This is a genomic window from Microbacterium sp. CH1, from assembly GCF_001595495.1.
Lineage (GTDB): Bacteria > Actinomycetota > Actinomycetes > Actinomycetales > Microbacteriaceae > Microbacterium.
In genome coordinates, this window is record NZ_LOSO01000018.1 from 307,564 (window position 1) to 323,558 (window position 15,995).

Below are 15,995 nucleotides of genomic sequence, written 5' to 3' on the forward strand. Positions count from 1 at the left end.
AAGTTGTGTTCACGGCCGGTTCACCGACCAGACACTTCGTCGTGCCGGGAATCATGGTAGCGATTCCCCCTGGAAAGCCCGGGGCCAGGGGGGTCCCGTTGCCATTTCGTGACCGAGTACACACGCAACGCACAGGGACGACAACCCCCTTGCGAAACCCGCGGAGAAGGGGTTCGGGCGGCCGAATCGGGCGTGGGGCCTTGGCTCTCAGCCGCCCGTTGATACCGTAGGACGGTGACTTCCTCCCCTGATGACCCCACCCCCCAGGCAGAGGGAGCCGAGACTCCGGCCGAGGCCTCCGCGCCCGTTCGGAAGCCGGCCGCCAAGAGGCCTGCCTCGTCCTCTGCCGCCGCGAAGAAGGCGGCCGCGACCTCGACCGCGGGCACGTCCGCCGCGGACGCGTCGCCGACGAAGAAGAAGACCGCAGCGAAGACCTCCACGGCGAAGTCCACGGCGGCGAAGACCACGAGCGCGAAGACGACGACCTCGAAGACCGCGGCCTCGACGTCCACCGCTGCGAAGGCCGCGGCGGCGAAGTCCCCGGCTGCGAAGTCCCCGGCGGCGAAGACCACGAGCGCGAAGTCGCCTGCGACGAAGACCACCGGTGCGACGTCGACCGCGGGCAAGACCGCGGGTGCGAAGCCCGCTTCGGCGAAGACCACCACGACGAAGTCCTCCACGACGAAGTCGTCCGCGGCGAAGTCCTCCGCGGCGTCGAAGGCACCCGCGGCGAAGGCTTCCGCGGCGAAGAAGACGGCCGCCACGCGGCCCGCGCCGACCAAGGCTGCGGCCGAGAAGGCGGCCCCCTCGTCCGAGGTCGTGGTGGAGCCCACGCCCGCAGCGAGCGTGGATCCCGCCGCTGCGCGCACGGCCTCCGCAGCCCGAACGGCCGCGATGAAGAACACCGCGGCGCGCACCACCGGCTCGAAGCGTCCGTCCGCGAGGACCACGAAGCCGAGTACGGCTACCGCCAGGACGACGGCCGCCAAGACGGCTGCGGCCAAGGCCGCGGCGGCGAAGACGGCCGCCGCGAAGGCATCGGCGGCCAAGACGACGGCCAAGACCACCGCCGCCAAGACCGCTGCGGCGAAGGCGGCCGCGGCCAAGGCGGCTGCCGCGAAAGCCGCGGAAGCAGAGGCGGCGGAAGCACAGGCCGCGGAAGCACAGGCGGCGGAAGCACAGGCCGCGGAAGCACAGGTCGCGGAAGCCGAGGCCGCTGCGGAGACGCAGCCGGAGGACTCCAGCGCCGTGTCGTCGCCGACCGCGTCCGCAGAGGCCATCGACACCGAAACCGCCTCCACCGAGGCGGCGGCGTCGGACGACGGAACCGCCGAACCTGCGACGCTCGTCGAGGACCCCGCGGTCATCGAGGACCGTGCCACGGAGCCCGCCGTCGAGGTGTCCGACACCGCTCTGCCGGTGACGACGGAGCCTGCACCGGAAGACGGCCGCGTCGCGGAGGTCGAGATCGTCGAGGTGGTCGACCCGGTGATCGCCGAGGAGCCACCGGCAGAGACCGCTGACGACGCGGCGGCGGAGCCCGGCACCGAGGCCATCCGCATCCGCGGCCTCGTGAAGCAGTTCGGCGAGAACCGCGCGGTCGACGGCATCGACCTCACCGTGCCCGCGGCCTCCTTCTACGGCATCGTGGGGCCGAACGGCGCCGGCAAGACGACGACCCTGTCGATCGTCGCCGGCCTCCTGCGCGCCGACGAGGGCAGCGTCCTCATCTGCGGCATCGACCAGGCGACCGACCCGCTCGCCGCGAAGCGCGTGATGGGCGTGCTGCCCGACCGGCTGCGCACGTTCGACCGCCTCACCGGGCGTCAACTGCTCTACTACTACGGACTGCTCCGTGGGCTCGCCGCCGACGTCATCGAGAAGCGCACCGGCGACCTCGCCAGGGCCTTCGACCTCGGCGACGCCCTGAACCGGGTGGTGTCCGACTACTCGGCCGGCATGACGAAGAAGATCATGCTCGCGGGCGCGATGATCCACTCGCCCGGCGTGCTCGTCCTCGACGAGCCGTTCGAGTCCGTCGACCCCGTGTCGTCCGCCGTGATCCTCGACATCCTGCGGGCGTACGTGTCGCACGGTGGCACGGTGATCCTGTCGAGCCACGGCATGGACCTCGTGGAGCGCGTGTGCTCCCGGGTGGCGATCATCGTGAACGGCGAGGTGCTCGCCGAGGGCACGATCGACGAGGTGCGCGCAGGCCAGACGCTCGAGTCCCGATTCGTGGAGCTCGCGGGCTCCAGCGGCGAGGTGGAGGGGCTCGAGTGGCTGCACACGTTCTCCGACTGAGGTTCGCGCTCCTCCTGGGCGCCCTGCGCGGGGAACACCGGGTGCGCACCCTGCTCTCCTTCGGCGCGGTGATCGCGGTCACCGTGGTGGTGTGCGTGGCGGTGTTCAGCCTCGGCGGCGCCCCGGTCCCGGTATCCAAGGCGGTGACCGTGCTCGGCGGGGCGGCCGTCCTTCTCGGCTTCCTCGTGGGGCCGCTGCTCGTGGGGGCCGTCGACCAGCTCGATCCGCGGCGCTTCGCGGTGTTCGGCGTCGACGAGCGGAAGATGCCCTGGGTGCTCGCGGTCGCGTCGCTCGTCAGCGTCCCGAGCCTCGCGCTCCTCGCGGTCTACATCAGCGTGACCGTCGTCGCGATCGGGGCCGGTGCGCCGTGGTTCCCGGCCATCCTCCTGGCGCTGATGGGGCTGCTGTCGACCATCCTCCTCTCGCGGGTCGGGATGGCGCTCAACGCGCTCCTGCTTCCGGAGCGCCGCTCCCGGGAGCTGACCGCGTTGTTCGCCCTCGCCCTGATCGTCATCGCGTTCCCCGTCGCCGTGTTCCTCGGCTCCCTCCGCTGGGACGGCGAGGTGCCGGCATCGCTGGCGACCCTGACCTCCGTGATCGGCTTCACCCCGCTCGCCGCCTCGCCGGCGGCGATGTTCGCGGCGGCAGAAGGGGAGACGGCCGCGGCCTGGGTCAGCGGCCTGGTGGCCGTCGTCACCCTGGCGCTGCTGTGGCTCGCCTGGACCTGGTTCGTGCGTCGACTGCTCACCACGACCGAGCGTCCGGTGGCGGCACGGGAACGGAGCGGACTCGGCTGGTTCGGTCTCCTGCCCTCGAACGCCTTCGGCGCCATCGCGGCGCGGAGCCTCGTGTACTGGCTGCGCGACCGCCGGTACATCATGAACATCATCGTGGTGCCGGTGGCGGGCGTGCTCACCGTGTTCCCCCTCATCGTCGCGGGTGTGCCGGTCGAGATCGCCGCCCTCGTGCCCGTGCCCGTCATGGCCCTGTTCTTCGGCTGGCTGCCCCACAACGACGTCGCCTACGATTCCACGGCCCTGTGGACCCACGTCGCGAGCGGCGTCCGCGGTCTTCCCGACCGTCTCGGGCGCCTCGTGCCGGTGCTGCTCGTCGCCGTCCCCGTGCTGGCGATCGCGGTGCCGCTCTCGCTGCTCCTCGCCGGTCGGTGGAGCCTGCTCCTACCGCTCGTCGGTCTCGGAGCGAGCCTGCTGTTCAGCGCCCTCGGGATCTCCAGCGTGGTGTCCGTGGTCGCGCCCTATGCGGTCTCCCGCCCGGGGGACAGCCCGTTCCAGCAGCCGCAGCGGCCGACGTCCCGCGGCGTGTACGGCCCCGCGGCGGCGTTCCTCGGCGCGATCGTGCTGAGTGTGCCGACGATGTGGCTGTTCGCGGCGAGCATCGTCGCCGATTCCGGCTACGCGCCCGCCGCCTTCTGGGTCGGCATCCTCACCGGCATCGCGGTGTTCCTCGGGGGAGCCGTGCTCGGTGGTCGCATCTTCGAGCGCAGTGGCGAACGTCTGATGGAGTTCGTCGAGACCGCGTGAGACCGCCCCGCCGAGGGGGAGACGCGGCTAGAATCGCGGGATGAGTACTCCGCTGGACAGCCCCGATCAGGGCGGCGTGGCAACGCTTGATCGCGAACTGGAAGAACTCCTCCGCGAGGAGAACATCGAACCGGGCGACCACGAGCGCTTTTCGCACTACGTGAAGAAGGACAAGATCCTCGAGTCGGCGATCACGGGCAAGCCCGTCCGCGCCCTCTGCGGCAAGAAGTGGACGCCGGGCCGCGACCCCGAGAAGTTCCCGATCTGCCCGACGTGCAAGGAGATCTACGAGTCGATGGTCCGCTGACCCCGGTCAGTCGGCCTCGACGTAGACCGTCGGGATCGCGGGGTCGGACTTGCTGAGCGCGAGCGCGCGCACCGGCAGCTCTTCGCGGACGCGCAGGTGGTGCGCGCGGGCGGCGGCGGTCCCCGCAGCACCCTCGAAGGCGCTGTCGATCTCCCCGCCGTCGACGAGGGTCACCTGGAGCGGGCGCCCGTCCGGGTGCTCGGCAGGAGTGTCCAGCGCTTCGAACCCGTCGGAGACGACGACCGTCTCCGCCGCGGCGACTCCGTCGCTGAGCGTGCGGAACGCCGCCTTGCGGCCGCCGAACGAGGCCTTGTCGGCGGACGCCTTGGCGACCCCGATCCACGAGCCGTCGGCATCCTGCCGGGCCACGAGCTTGTAGACCATGCTCGCGGTGGGATAGCCGGAACCCGTCACGACGGACGTGCCCACGCCGTACGCGTCCACGGGCGACGCGGCGAGAGCGGCGATCGCGTACTCGTCGAGATCGCTCGTGACCGTGATGCGGGTCTCGGTGGCGCCGAGCTCGTCGAGCTGTGCGCGCACCTCCGCGGCGACGATCGGGAGGTCGCCGGAGTCGATACGGACGCCCCCCAGCCCGGTCCCGGCCACCCGGATCGCGGTCTCGACGCCGGTGCGGATGTCATAGGTGTCCACGAGGAGGGTGGTGTCCACGCCCATGCTCTCGACCTGCGCGCGGAAGGCGTCCTCCTCGCTGTCGTGCAGCAGGGTCCACGAGTGGGCGGCGGTGCCCATGGTCGGGATGCCCCAGGAGCGACCGGCCTCGAGGTTGCTCGTGGCGCCGAAGCCGGCGATGTAGGCCGCCCGCGCCGCGGCCACGGCGGAGCGCTCCGCCGCGCGGCGCGAGCCCATCTCGGCGAGCGGTCGCTCCCCGGCGGCGATGCTCATGCGCGCGGCGGCCGTGGCGACGGCAGAGTCGTGGTTGAGCACGCTCAGCGCCAGGGTCTCCAGGACGACGGCGTCCGCGAAGGAGCCCTCGACCGTGAGGATGGGGGATCCGGGGAAGTAGAGCTCACCCTCGCGGTAGCCGCGGACCGTGCCGGTGAAGCGGTAGCGCTCCAGGGAGGCGAGGGTCTCGGCGTCGACGACGTGCTCGTCGCGGAGGAAGCGCAGCTCGTCGTCCCCGAAGCGGAAGTTGCGGAGCAACCCGAGCAGCCGCCCGGTGCCGGCCACGACGCCGAAACGGCGTCCGCCGGAGAGACGCCGGGAGAAGAGCTCGAAGACGCTCGGTCGGGACGCGGTGCCGTCCCGGAGCGAGGCGGCGAGCATCGTGAGCTCGTAACGGTCGGTGAGCAGCGCCGTCGACGTGGTCATGCGCTCAGCTTAGTGAGGCCAGGATGCACGCGGCGCCGCGCACGCGGGTAGGCTGGGGAGTCATGAACGACGCGCCCATCGGGATCTTCGACTCCGGTGTCGGCGGGCTCACGGTGGCCAGGGCCATCCGGGCCCAGCTGCCCCGCGAATCGTTCGTCTACATCGGCGACACCGCCCACTCGCCGTATGGCCCCAAGCCCATCGCCGACGTGCGCCGCTACGCGCTCGAGGTGCTGGACACGCTGGTCGACCAGGGCGTGAAGATGCTCGTGATCGCCTGCAACACCGCCTCCGCGGCCATGCTGCGCGATGCGCGCGAGCGCTACGACGTCCCGGTGGTCGAGGTGATCGGTCCGGCCGTCCGGCGTGCGGTCTCGACGACGCGGAACGGTCGTGTCGGCGTGATCGGCACCGTCGGCACCATCGGCTCGCGGGCCTACCAGGACATGCTCGAGGTGAACGAGCGCCTGCAGGTGTTCACGGCGGCCTGCCCCCGTTTCGTCGAGTTCGTCGAGGCCGGGGTGACCGGGACCCCCGAGGTGCTCGCCGTGGCCGAGGAGTACCTCGCGCCGCTGCGGGAGGCCGACGTGGACACGCTCGTCCTCGGCTGCACGCACTACCCGTTCCTCCGTGGCGCCATCAGCTACGTCATGGGGGAGGGCGTGACCCTGGTCTCCAGCGACGACGAGACCGCGGGTGACGTGTACCGCCAGCTCGTGCGCGGCGATCTGCTGGCACCGCCCGACGCCGCCGCGACGTACGTCTACGAGGCCACGGGCGACTCCGCCGACGACTTCACGGCGCTCGCGAACCGGCTCATGGGCCGTGAGGTGCGCGACGTGCAGCTCGTCCAGACCGGCGTCATCACGCTTCCCGATTCCGCCCTCGACGCGCGCTGAGCCCGTCCCTCCATCCCCGACCGAGAGAAGCACATGACCGACATCGTCCGCGCCGACGGCCGTTCCACCTCGCAGCTCCGCGAGATCACCATCGAGCGCGGCTGGAGCGCGCAGGCCGAGGGCTCGGCTCTCATCAGCTTCGGCGGGACGAAGGTGCTGTGCACCGCCTCGTTCACGAACGGTGTGCCTCGGTGGCTCACCGGCAAGGGCAAGGGCTGGGTCACGGCCGAGTACGCGATGCTCCCGCGCGCGACGAACAGCCGCAACGACCGGGAGAGCGTGAAGGGGCGCATCGGCGGCCGCACGCACGAGATCTCCCGCCTCATCGGTCGCGCTCTCCGCGCCGTCGTCGACACCAAGGCGCTGGGCGAGAACACCATCGTCATCGACTGCGACGTGCTCCAGGCCGACGGCGGCACTCGCACGGCGGCGATCACCGGCGCCTACGTCGCCCTGGCGGACGCGATCGAATGGGGCCGGGACAAGAAGTTCATCGGCAAGAACTCGACGCCGCTGCTCGACTCGGTCTCCGCGGTGTCGGTCGGCATCGTCGACGGGGAGCCGATGCTCGACCTCGCCTACGTCGAGGACGTGCGTGCCGAGACCGACATGAACGTCGTCGTGACCGGCCGCGGCCTGTTCGTCGAGGTGCAGGGAACCGCCGAGGGGGCGCCGTTCGACAAGCGCGAGCTCGACGCGCTCCTCGACCTCGGGGTCGCCGGCTGCGCGGAGCTGAAGGACCGGCAGCTCGCCGCTCTGGCGGGAGCCTGAGCATGCGCGTCGTCCTCGCGACCCACAACCCGCACAAGGTGGCGGAGTTCCAGCAGATCGTGCAGCAGACGCGGCCCGACCTGGAGGTCGTCGGCTACGACGGTCCCGAGCCGGTCGAGGACGGGGTGACGTTCGCGGAGAACGCCCTCCTCAAGGCGCGAGCGGCCGCCGCGCACACCGGCCTCGCGGCGCTCGCCGACGACTCCGGCATCTGCGTGGACGTGCTCGGCGGGTCGCCGGGGGTGTTCTCGGCGTACTGGGCAGGACAGAAGAAGGACGCCACGGCGAACCTGGAGCTGCTGCTCGACCAGCTGCGCGACGTCGCCGACCCGCATCGCTCGGCGCACTTCACCTCGACCATCGCCCTCGTCCTCCCGGACGGTCGCGAGCACGTCGTCGAAGGGATCTGGCCCGGACGCCTCGCCCACGACGCCTCCGGGGGCGGCGGTTTCGGCTACGACCCGATCTTCATCCCGGACGGCCAGCCCGACGGCGCGGAGCGCACCGTGGGAGAGTTCACGGCGGAGGAGAAGCAGTCGCAGTCGCATCGCGCCCGCGCCTTCACGGCGCTCGTGCCGCTGCTCGCCGCGCTCTGAGAATCCCGCAGAAGAACCCCTGCTGACGGTGAGAATCGTTACTGTTCCCGACTAGGCGGAAACGGCCTCTCCGCACCCGATGCCGGGCTAGCCTGGGGGCATGCACGATCACGCGCCCGCGCCCGGCGGTCTCCGTTCGGCGAGCAGCCGTCGCCTGCTCGCGATCTCGCTGACCCTCACGGCGACCGTGATGATCGTGCAGGTCGTCGGAGCCCTCCTCACGGGCTCGCTCGCGCTGCTCGCGGACGCCGCGCACATGTTCACGGACGCCTCGGCGCTCGTGATCGCCCTCATCGCCGCGACCGTGGCGGCGCGTCCTGCGGACGACCGCCGGACGTTCGGCTACCAGCGGGCCGAGGTGTTCGGCGCGCTCATCAACGCGGTCATCCTCATCGCCCTCGCCACCGTCGTCGCCGTGCAGGGGGTGCAGCGGCTGCTGAACCCGGCCGAGGTCGAGGTCGCCGGCGGGCTCATGCTCGTCGTCGCGGTCGTCGGCCTCGTCGCGAACGCGGTGTCGATGTGGCTGCTCAGCCGGGCCCAGCGCACGAATCTGAACGTGCGGGGCGCCTACCTCGAGGTGATGGGCGACCTGCTCGGCTCGCTCATGGTCATCATCGCGGCGGGCGTGATCCTCGTGACGGGCTGGATGCCGGCCGACGCGCTCGCCTCGCTGTTCATCGCGGCGATGATCATCCCGCGGGCGTTCGTGCTGCTCAAGGAGGTGTTCTCCGTGCTCGCCGAGTCGGCGCCGAAGGGCATGGCCGTCGGCGAGATCCGCACCCACCTGCTCGGCTACGACGGCGTCGTCGGGGTCCACGACGTGCACGTGTGGCAGCTCACCCGCGGTGCGCCCGTCTTCACCGCGCACGTCAGCGTGCGACCGGACCTGCTGGCGGACGGCCGCTCGGCGGCCCTGTTGTCGGAGATGCAGGCGTGCCTCGCGGATCACTTCGACGTCGCGCACTCCACGTTCCAGATCGAGCCGGCCGAGCAGAGCGACTGCGAACCGCACCACGCCTGAGCGGCGTGCCCCTCACGCCTCGACGGTGATCTCGTCGACGGTCTTGTCGGGACGCAGGCCCCGCCAACGCGCGTGCCGGAGGATGCCGTCCGGCGTCCAGTTCGCGAACTCCACCTCGCCCACGAGCTCGGGTCGCACCCACAGGGCGTCGGAGGCATCGGGTCGGGGGACGCCGTCGAGCGGTGCGCGCGGCACGCGCAGCGGTTCCAGGCGGGCGAGGAGGTCGCGGAGGATCCGGTCGGTGAATCCGGTGCCGACGCGGCCGATGTAGCGGAGGTCGCCGCCCTCCGGGACCGCGAGGAGGAGAGAGCCGAGAGTGCCCTCCCGCTCGCCCTTCCCCGGGCGGATGCCGACGATCACCGCCTCCTGCATGCGGGTGTTCTTGAGCTTGAGCCAGGAGGGCGAGCGCTGGCCGGCGCGGTACCGCGACGCCGGATCCTTCACGACGACGCCCTCCAGACCGAACTCCTCGCTCGCGGCCAGCGCCGCGTCCACGTCGTCGAAGACGGGTGGGACCTGGATGGGCGCGTCGATCCCCGCCACGATGTCGCCCAGGAGCGTGCGGCGCTCGCGGAGCGGCATCCCGGTGAGGTCGTGCCCGTCGAGACGGAGCAGGTCGAACAGCATGTACACGACGGGTGTGCGCACCACCTCGCGCTCGATCTCCCGGGGCCGGGTGAGGTGCATGCGGTTCTGCAGCAGGGAGAAGCTCGGCCGGGCGGCGCTGTCGAAGGCGACGATCTCCCCGTCGACGATCGCCTCGTCGACCGGGAGGAACGGGGCGCCGTCGGCCGTCAGCTCGGGGTAGCGGGCGGTGATGTCGGTGCCGCGACGGGCGTGCAGCGACATGTGCCCGTCGCGCCAGGTGCCGATCGCACGGATGCCGTCCCACTTCACCTCCACCCAGGACGGGGTGCTGAGGTTTCGAGCGATCGCGGGGGTGCCGTTCTCGGCGAGCATCGGGGCCAGGGAGGGGAGGGTGGCCCCGGCGGGTGACGGCGCGGGCGCGGCGAGGGGCCGTCCGCGGCGGGTGGGGGCGGGGGCCGCCGCCCGGATCGCGGGAGCCGGGGTCGAGGCGGGCGCGTTCGAGGGCAGTGCCGGAGCGTCGGGGCGGAGCGACGAGAGGGGGTCGAATCCCGCAGCCGCGCGTGCGAGCACGTCGTCCAGTTCGAGGTGGGCGAGTCCAGGGTCGTCGAGCTCCTCCCACGTGCGCGGCGCCGCGACGCCGGGGCGCGCGCGCCCGCGCAGAGAGTACGGGGAGATCGTCGTCTTCTTGCCGTTGTTCTGGCTCCAGTCGAGGAACACCTTGCCCCCGCGCACGGCCTTGGACATGACGCTCGTCGCGAGGTCCGGGTGGTCGTTCTCGATGATGCGGGCCAGTTCTTTGACCACGGCGGAGACCTCGGCGCTGGTCTGCTCGCCGGGCAGGGACGCGTAGAGATGGATGCCCTTGCTGCCGCTCGTCACGGGCAGGGGGTCGAGGCCCATGCCGGTGAGGAGGGTCCTGGCGATCCGGGCGACCTCGGCGCACTGCGCGAGGTCGGCGCCGGGTCCGGGGTCCAGGTCGAGCACGAGACGGTCCGGGCGACCGGGTAGGCCCTCCGGGGTGAACCGCCATTGCGGCACGTGCAGCTCGATCGCCGCGACCTGTGCGAGCCAGACCAATGTGGGCACGTCCTCCACCAGCGGATACGCCTTGGGGCCGTCGGAGTGCTGGATGTCCTGCCGCGGGATCCAGTCCGGAGCCCCGGGCTCGAGCTGCTTCGTGAAGAAGGAGTCTTCGGGAGCCGCGGCGGTGCCGACGCCCTCGACCCAGCGCTTGCGGGTGACCGGGCGGCCGTCGAGGAGCGGCAGGAGCAGGGGCGCGATGGCGGTGTAGTAGGCGATGACCTCGCCCTTGGTCGTGCCCGTCTCCGGATAGACGACCTTGTCGAGGTTGGTCACGCGCAGTCGTCGGCCGTCGACCTGTACGACCTGTGCCTCTCCCACCATGGAGCCAGCGTAGTCAAGGGGTGGTCGTGACGGGTGGGGCTGGTGTCTACTGGTGTGATGAGGACGATCTGGAAGGGCGCCCTGACGTTCGGGCTGGTGAACGTGCCGGTCAAGGTGTACTCCGCGACCGAGGACCACGACGTGCCGCTGCATCAGGTGCACGACAAGGACGGTGGCCGCATCCGCTACCAGCGGACGTGCGAGGTGTGCGGCGAGACGGTCGCCTACTCCGACATCGACCGCGCGTACGTCGACGACGGGCAGACGGTCGTGCTCACCAAGGACGACCTCGCCGCGCTGCCGGCGGAGAAGACCCGCGAGATCGACGTGGTGGAGTTCGTGCCCTCGGAACAGGTCGATCCGCTCACCCTCGACAAGCCGTACTACCTGGAGCCCGACTCGAAGTCGCCCAAGGCGTACGTGCTGCTGCGCAAGACTCTGGAGCAGACCGACCGCACCGCGATCGTGCGGTTCACGCTGCGCCAGAAGACGCGCCTCGCCGCCCTGCGCGTGCGGGGCAAGGTGCTCGTGCTCCAGACGCTCCTGTGGTCGGACGAGGTCCGGGAGGCGGAGTTCCCGTCCCTCGACGAGGACGTGCGGATCTCGAAGAAGGAGCTGGAGCTGTCGTCTTCGCTCGTGGACAGCTACTCGGCCGACTTCGACCCCGAGGAATTCATCGACGAGTACCAGAAGGAGCTGCGCACCCTCATCGACGCGAAGATCGAGGCCGGGGAGACGTTCGATGTGGCTGAGACGTTCGGTGGCGACGCCGAGAAGGCGGCCGACGGCGGCGAGGTCATCGACCTGATGGAGGCGCTGCGCGCGAGCGTGGCCCGCTCCAAGGAGAAGCGCTCGAAGAACGCGGGCTGACCCGCGACGGGGTCAGTGCTTTCCGTCGCCGTCGAGGTCGGGGGCCCGGTCGAACACGTCGGCGTCGAGGACGAGCTCCTCCGCCTCCTCGTGGTCGGTCACGACGTCTTCGCCCGCGGCGGCGGCTTTCTTCGCCTTGTGGCGCTCGGTGAGGTAGTGCCACAAGGTGACGATCGCCGTACCGCCGACCGCGATGAGCAGGATGATGTCGATGTACTCGACGACGAGGTGCCGGATCCACGGGATGTAGGCGATGAGGTAGCCGACCATCGTGAGCCCGAAGCCCCAGATCATCGCTCCGATGAAGTTGTAGAGCGAGTAGCGCCGCCACGGCATGTGGCCCACGCCGGCCGCGACCGGAGCGAACGTGCGCACGATCGGCACGAAGCGCGCGAGGATCACGGTGAGGCCGCCGAAGCGCTCGAAGAACGCGTTGGTGCGCTCGACGTTCTTCTTGCTGAACAGGCCCGATTCCTTGCGTTCGAACACCGCGGGGCCGCCCTTGTGCCCGATGACGTAGCCGACCTCGCCCCCGATGAACGCCGAGAGGGCGATGAGCAGGGAGACGACCCAGATGTTCACGCCGAAGACGTTGCTCGTGTGGGTCAGCAGGCCCGCGATGATGAGCAGCGTGTCACCGGGCAGGAGGAAGCCGACCAGCAGACCGGTCTCGGCGAAGATGATGAAGCAGACCACGAGGAGCGCCCACGGACCCGCCGCCCCGATGATCGTCTGCGGATCGAGCCACGGGATGAGCGCGGTGGGGGCGTGCAGCATGCTTTCGAGCACTGGCGGGATTCCCGTCGGTCGTGAGGTGTCGGCGGTGGAGCGATGCGGGCGCCGAAGCACCCGTCGTGCGGAAGGTGGGACTTGAACCCACACGCCCTGGGGCACAGGAACCTAAATCCTGCGTGTCTGCCAATTCCACCACTCCCGCGCGGTGGCTTCAGTCTACTGACCCGCGCGCTGTTCGACCCTGGGGATCGTCCCGCAGTTCCGCGCCGTCACGCAGGGCGATGACGCTCCAGTCGGACGACGGCGACGAGGACTCCCGCCGCGAGCGCACCGAGGCCGCCCATCGCCATGTCGCCGATCGTGTCCTCGTAGGTGACGAAGATCTCGTCAGTGACGAAGGTGCGCCCGGCCCACTCGATCATCTCCCACACGGCGCTGGCCGCGAGCCCGATCACGGTGCAGAGGACGATCGGGATGCGGGGGCGGAACGCGGGTGACTCCTGCGCGGTGACGATGCCGAGGCGCGAGAGCACGAGGTAACCGGTGGCGGCGAGGGCGCCGGTGCAGACGAAGTGCACGACGAGGTCCCACCCGGTGAGCGTGCGGTACAGGTCGAACACGTTGCTCGCCGCCGCGATGAGCACGATCAGGCCGATCGCGAGGTCGATGCCGCCACGCATCCCGAGGACGCGGGGGAGCATGAGGGCGGGAAGGGCGAGCGCGAGGATGCCGGCGTCGGTCGGGGTGGACCAGATCGCCGCGACGAGGACGCTGAGGATGCCGATCACCCGGACGGCGTCGGCGCCGTACTCCGCCACGGACTGCGGCGGGCGGAGGAAGTCCTCCTTCATGCGGGCTCCTCGGGTGCGGCAGCGGCGGGCGGGGCGAGATCGATCAGGGCGTGCACGGGGAGGTGATCGGACGGCCAGCCCCCTCCATACTGGCGGGCGTCGATGCCCACCCGGCGCACGGAAAGCGCGGGGGAGACGAGGATGCCGTCGATGCGGCGCCCTCGGCGGGGCGCCCGGTAGCCGGCGAACGTGCTCCAGGCGGGTGTGCGCCGGGAGAGCGCGGCCGTCCACGAATCGCGAAGGAGGTCGTCGGCTTCGAGGGCGCGCCACGGTGCGGTGCCTGCGGGGGCGTTGAAATCCCCGAGGAGGATGACGGGTGTCGCAGAGGCGGCGGCGAGGTCGTGCACCGCCTGGGCCTGACGGACCCGCGCCCACGGCGAGAAGGCGTCGAGGTGGGTGTTGAGCACGGTGACGGGGGCGTCCGTGCGGCGGTCGCGGAAGGATGCCTCCACCGCCACCCGCGGCGCGACGCTCAGCCAGGAGCGGGAACCGGGGCGATCGGGGGTGCGGGAGAGCGCGATCTGTCGCCAGGTGCGCAGCTCCAGCCGGTCGGCGTTGTAGAAGAGCGGACAGCCCTCGCCGCGGGGTCCGGGGAGGCGGCCGTGGCCGACGCGGCGGAACGACGGGCCGAGCGCGGCGGAGACGGCGGCAGCCTGCGCGGGGAGGGCCTCCTGCACACCGAAGACGTCCGGCCGCTCGGTGCGCAGGAGCGCGGTGAGCCGGGGGCGTCGGATCTCCCAGCGGTCGGCGCGCGGCCAGGCGAGGGCACCGAGATCGCGGCGGATGTTGAGGGTCATGACGTGCAGCTCGGTGGCGGATGGTGTTCCGAGGAGCGGGGCGGTCATCGGCGGGCTCCGGGCGCGGGGACGCCGAGGCGGTGCAGTACCCGGCGCAGCACGAGCCGCACCCAGCGCACGGGAGGGAAGTCCTCCGGCCAGTGCACGAGGACGGTTCTGGCACCGACCCAGGCCCGGCGGGCGAAAGAGCGGCCGCTGCCGAACGGGCGCATGGAGATGCCCATGTCGGTGTGCAGGAGCCAGCGGATGCGATGGCGCTCGCCGACGTGGAAGGCGAGATCGAGGTCGTCGTGGAGCGCGGCGTCGCCGTGCACGCGGTCGCGGACGGCGAGCCAGGCCGAGCGGCGGAGCGCGAGGTTCGACCCGAACAGCGGTGCGTGGCCGAGGGCCGAGCCGCACACGACGACGTAGGACAGCAGGTATGCCGCCGCGAGGGGCCGGCGCAGGAACCGGGGGCCGTCGACGAAATGCGCGCCGCCTGTCCAGGCGCCGACCCGCGGATCGCGTGTGCACGCAGTCGCCATCGTCTCGATCCATCGGGGCCCCGGGACGCCGTCCGCGTCGAGTCGCAGGATCACGTCGCCCGTCGCCGCGTCGTACCCGGTCGCGCTCGCCGCGGGGATGCCCGGGGTGTCGCACCGCACGACCCGTGCACCGTGCTGGGCAGCCACGGCGGCCGAATCATCGGTCGAGGCGTTGTCCACGACGATGATCTCCCCGGGCGGGAGCGTCTGCCGGGCGAGGGCGCGGAGACACCGCCGCAGCTCCGTCGCGTCGTCCTTGACCGGAATGACCACGCTCAGGGTCGGTTCGGGGGCGGCTGGTGTGGCGCGGTGCACGTCGTCTCCTCGCAGGTCTGCTCCTCAGCCTAGGGAGCGCGACGACGGGGGACGTACCGGTTGACACTGGGGCGGGCGGGTCGATACGGAGGCGTCAGGAGGAGCCTTGGATGCAGACGGCCTGCCCCTCGACGAACGTATCGATCGCGGTCCGGCGGAGTTCCTGTTCGTGGTCGGGGTCCGCGTCGTCGCCGTTCTGGACGCCGACGCGGTAGTCGTGGAGCGCGCGCAGATCGTCGCTCACTGCGGTCGCAGCCTTCTGCACCTCGCCGTCGACGTCGAGATCGGCGTACTCGTCCGCGAGCTCCTTCAGGCGCTCGGTCTGCTCCGGGCTCGGCGTGCCGCCGACCGTGTCCTGGGCGAAGAAGGCCTCGAGCTCCGTGTCGACGGCGGCCACGCTCTGGCACTGCAGGAGATCGGCACCCCCGGTGCAGCCGGACAGGACGAGAACGCCGAGGAGCCCGCACGAGACAGTGAACCGCTTCATGCCTGCACGGTACCTGGTACCGGACGGTCTCCGCCTTGGAGGCCGCGCACGGGGTGTGGATAACTCCGCGGGCCGGGAGCGGATCGTTGCGAGGATGCAGGGATGGAGCAGCCCGCGTCGATCATCGCCGACCTCGTTCGGCGTCGGCTGCGGACCGAGGGGGTGGATCCGGCGACCGACCCGGAACGGGCCCGGGAGGTCACCCGGGCGGAGGTGCGGCGTCACGATGATCGGGCGCTCGCGCGGGGCGGCGTGCTGGTTGAGGACGAGGCGGCGTGCGTGCGGGACGTGCTGGCGGCGGTGAGCGGCTTCGGTGCTCTGCAGCCGCTGCTCGACGACCCGGGCATCGAGGAGGTGTGGGTCAACGGCGACGGGGTCGTGCATACGGCGCGGGGTGGGGTGGCGGAGCGGACGGCGCTGCGGTGGGACGAGGCGACGGTTCGGGATCTGGTGGAGAGGATGCTGCAGGCGACGGGGCGGCGGGTGGACATCGGGCAGCCGTTCGTCGACGCGTCGCTGCCGGACGGATCGCGGCTGCATGTGGCGATCGCCGATACTGGTAGCGCCGATTGTTGCTGAGTTGCGTATTCAGCGGCTTCCGACTCTTCTCCCAATGAATGGTGGGGCACTGATCACCAATGATTGATCAGCGC

17 protein-coding genes and 1 tRNA gene are annotated in these 15,995 nt (G+C 71.2%); 9 read left to right on the forward strand and 9 right to left on the reverse strand.

Features of this window, described 5'->3' with window-relative positions; all coding sequences use genetic code 11:
- Nucleotides 1-20 precede the first annotated feature (20 nt).
- Nucleotides 21-920 (reverse strand): hypothetical protein, encoded by a 900-nt coding sequence (locus tag AUV07_RS12590; RefSeq protein ID WP_157524059.1) that lies wholly within the window; start codon nucleotides 918-920, stop codon nucleotides 21-23.
- Here AUV07_RS12590 and AUV07_RS18190 point away from each other — a divergent pair.
- The 3 genes from AUV07_RS18190 to AUV07_RS12605 are packed head-to-tail and all read left to right on the forward strand — an operon-like array spanning nucleotide 895 to nucleotide 4,152.
- Complete coding sequence (locus AUV07_RS18190) at nucleotides 895-2,304, forward strand: ABC transporter ATP-binding protein (protein ID WP_082802948.1); 1,410 nt, start codon at nucleotides 895-897, stop codon at nucleotides 2,302-2,304. The two genes, AUV07_RS12590 and AUV07_RS18190, sit on opposite strands and share 26 nt — an antisense overlap.
- Nucleotides 2,280-3,845 carry a hypothetical protein gene (locus AUV07_RS12600; RefSeq protein WP_062636591.1) on the forward strand — a complete coding sequence of 522 codons (1,566 nt, stop codon included), beginning with the start codon at nucleotides 2,280-2,282 and terminating at the stop codon, nucleotides 3,843-3,845. Before AUV07_RS18190 ends, AUV07_RS12600 begins: the two co-directional genes overlap by 25 nt.
- A 40-nt stretch (nucleotides 3,846-3,885) precedes the next feature.
- Complete coding sequence (locus tag AUV07_RS12605; RefSeq protein WP_025105320.1) at nucleotides 3,886-4,152, forward strand: DUF3039 domain-containing protein; 267 nt, start codon at nucleotides 3,886-3,888, stop codon at nucleotides 4,150-4,152.
- A 6-nt stretch (nucleotides 4,153-4,158) separates the two neighbouring features.
- Here AUV07_RS12605 and AUV07_RS12610 read toward each other — a convergent pair whose 3' ends face one another.
- Nucleotides 4,159-5,484 carry a nicotinate phosphoribosyltransferase gene (locus AUV07_RS12610; RefSeq protein WP_062636593.1) on the reverse strand — a complete coding sequence of 442 codons (1,326 nt, stop codon included), beginning with the start codon at nucleotides 5,482-5,484 and terminating at the stop codon, nucleotides 4,159-4,161.
- A gap of 62 nt (nucleotides 5,485-5,546) precedes the next feature.
- Here AUV07_RS12610 and murI point away from each other — a divergent pair, with 62 nt between their 5' ends.
- From murI to AUV07_RS12630, 4 genes are all read left to right on the forward strand, one after another.
- Entirely contained in the window at nucleotides 5,547-6,383 is an 837-nt protein-coding gene (murI, locus tag AUV07_RS12615) for a glutamate racemase (protein ID WP_062636595.1), read from the forward strand.
- 33 nt (nucleotides 6,384-6,416) lie between these two features.
- The gene (gene rph / locus AUV07_RS12620; RefSeq protein WP_025105317.1) at nucleotides 6,417-7,154 is read left to right on the forward strand and encodes a ribonuclease PH; all 738 of its coding nucleotides are present in this window, start codon (nucleotides 6,417-6,419) and stop codon (nucleotides 7,152-7,154) included.
- Between the two features lie 2 nt (nucleotides 7,155-7,156).
- Nucleotides 7,157-7,750: an RdgB/HAM1 family non-canonical purine NTP pyrophosphatase gene (gene rdgB, locus AUV07_RS12625; RefSeq protein ID WP_062636597.1), complete on the forward strand. Its 594-nt coding sequence runs from the start codon at nucleotides 7,157-7,159 to the stop codon at nucleotides 7,748-7,750.
- Nucleotides 7,751-7,850: 100 nt separating this feature from the next.
- Nucleotides 7,851-8,771, forward strand: a complete 921-nt coding sequence (locus AUV07_RS12630) for a cation diffusion facilitator family transporter (RefSeq protein ID WP_062636599.1) — start codon at nucleotides 7,851-7,853, stop codon at nucleotides 8,769-8,771.
- A gap of 12 nt (nucleotides 8,772-8,783) precedes the next feature.
- Here AUV07_RS12630 and ligD read toward each other — a convergent pair whose 3' ends face one another.
- On the reverse strand, nucleotides 8,784-10,763 hold the full coding sequence (gene ligD / locus AUV07_RS12635) for a non-homologous end-joining DNA ligase (RefSeq protein ID WP_062636601.1): 1,980 nt from the start codon (nucleotides 10,761-10,763) through the stop codon (nucleotides 8,784-8,786).
- A gap of 57 nt (nucleotides 10,764-10,820) precedes the next feature.
- On the opposite strand from ligD, the gene ku reads away from it, so the two are divergent.
- Nucleotides 10,821-11,633: a non-homologous end joining protein Ku gene (gene ku / locus AUV07_RS12640; protein ID WP_062636603.1), complete on the forward strand. Its 813-nt coding sequence runs from the start codon at nucleotides 10,821-10,823 to the stop codon at nucleotides 11,631-11,633.
- A gap of 12 nt (nucleotides 11,634-11,645) precedes the next feature.
- Here ku and AUV07_RS12645 read toward each other — a convergent pair whose 3' ends face one another.
- The 6 genes from AUV07_RS12645 to AUV07_RS12670 all read right to left on the reverse strand — a co-directional run bounded on the left by AUV07_RS12645 (nucleotide 11,646) and on the right by AUV07_RS12670 (nucleotide 15,342).
- On the reverse strand, nucleotides 11,646-12,410 hold the full coding sequence (locus AUV07_RS12645) for a DedA family protein (protein ID WP_062636605.1): 765 nt from the start codon (nucleotides 12,408-12,410) through the stop codon (nucleotides 11,646-11,648).
- Nucleotides 12,411-12,488: 78 nt separating this feature from the next.
- A tRNA-Leu gene (locus AUV07_RS12650) sits at nucleotides 12,489-12,570 on the reverse strand.
- A gap of 67 nt (nucleotides 12,571-12,637) precedes the next feature.
- The gene (locus AUV07_RS12655; RefSeq protein WP_062636607.1) at nucleotides 12,638-13,219 is read right to left on the reverse strand and encodes a hypothetical protein; all 582 of its coding nucleotides are present in this window, start codon (nucleotides 13,217-13,219) and stop codon (nucleotides 12,638-12,640) included.
- Nucleotides 13,216-14,064, reverse strand: coding sequence for an endonuclease/exonuclease/phosphatase family protein (locus AUV07_RS12660; RefSeq protein ID WP_062636609.1), 849 nt, complete (start codon nucleotides 14,062-14,064; stop codon nucleotides 13,216-13,218). Before AUV07_RS12660 ends, AUV07_RS12655 begins: the two co-directional genes overlap by 4 nt.
- Nucleotides 14,061-14,855: a glycosyltransferase family 2 protein gene (locus AUV07_RS12665; RefSeq protein WP_062636612.1), complete on the reverse strand. Its 795-nt coding sequence runs from the start codon at nucleotides 14,853-14,855 to the stop codon at nucleotides 14,061-14,063. The genes AUV07_RS12660 and AUV07_RS12665 overlap by 4 nt, the downstream gene beginning before the upstream one ends.
- A 94-nt stretch (nucleotides 14,856-14,949) precedes the next feature.
- Nucleotides 14,950-15,342: a hypothetical protein gene (locus AUV07_RS12670; protein ID WP_062636613.1), complete on the reverse strand. Its 393-nt coding sequence runs from the start codon at nucleotides 15,340-15,342 to the stop codon at nucleotides 14,950-14,952.
- 102 nt (nucleotides 15,343-15,444) lie between these two features.
- Between AUV07_RS12670 and AUV07_RS12675 the strand changes: the two genes are divergently transcribed.
- Nucleotides 15,445-15,921, forward strand: a complete 477-nt coding sequence (locus tag AUV07_RS12675; protein WP_062636615.1) for a Flp pilus assembly complex ATPase component TadA — start codon at nucleotides 15,445-15,447, stop codon at nucleotides 15,919-15,921.
- Nucleotides 15,922-15,995: the final 74 nt, after the last annotated feature.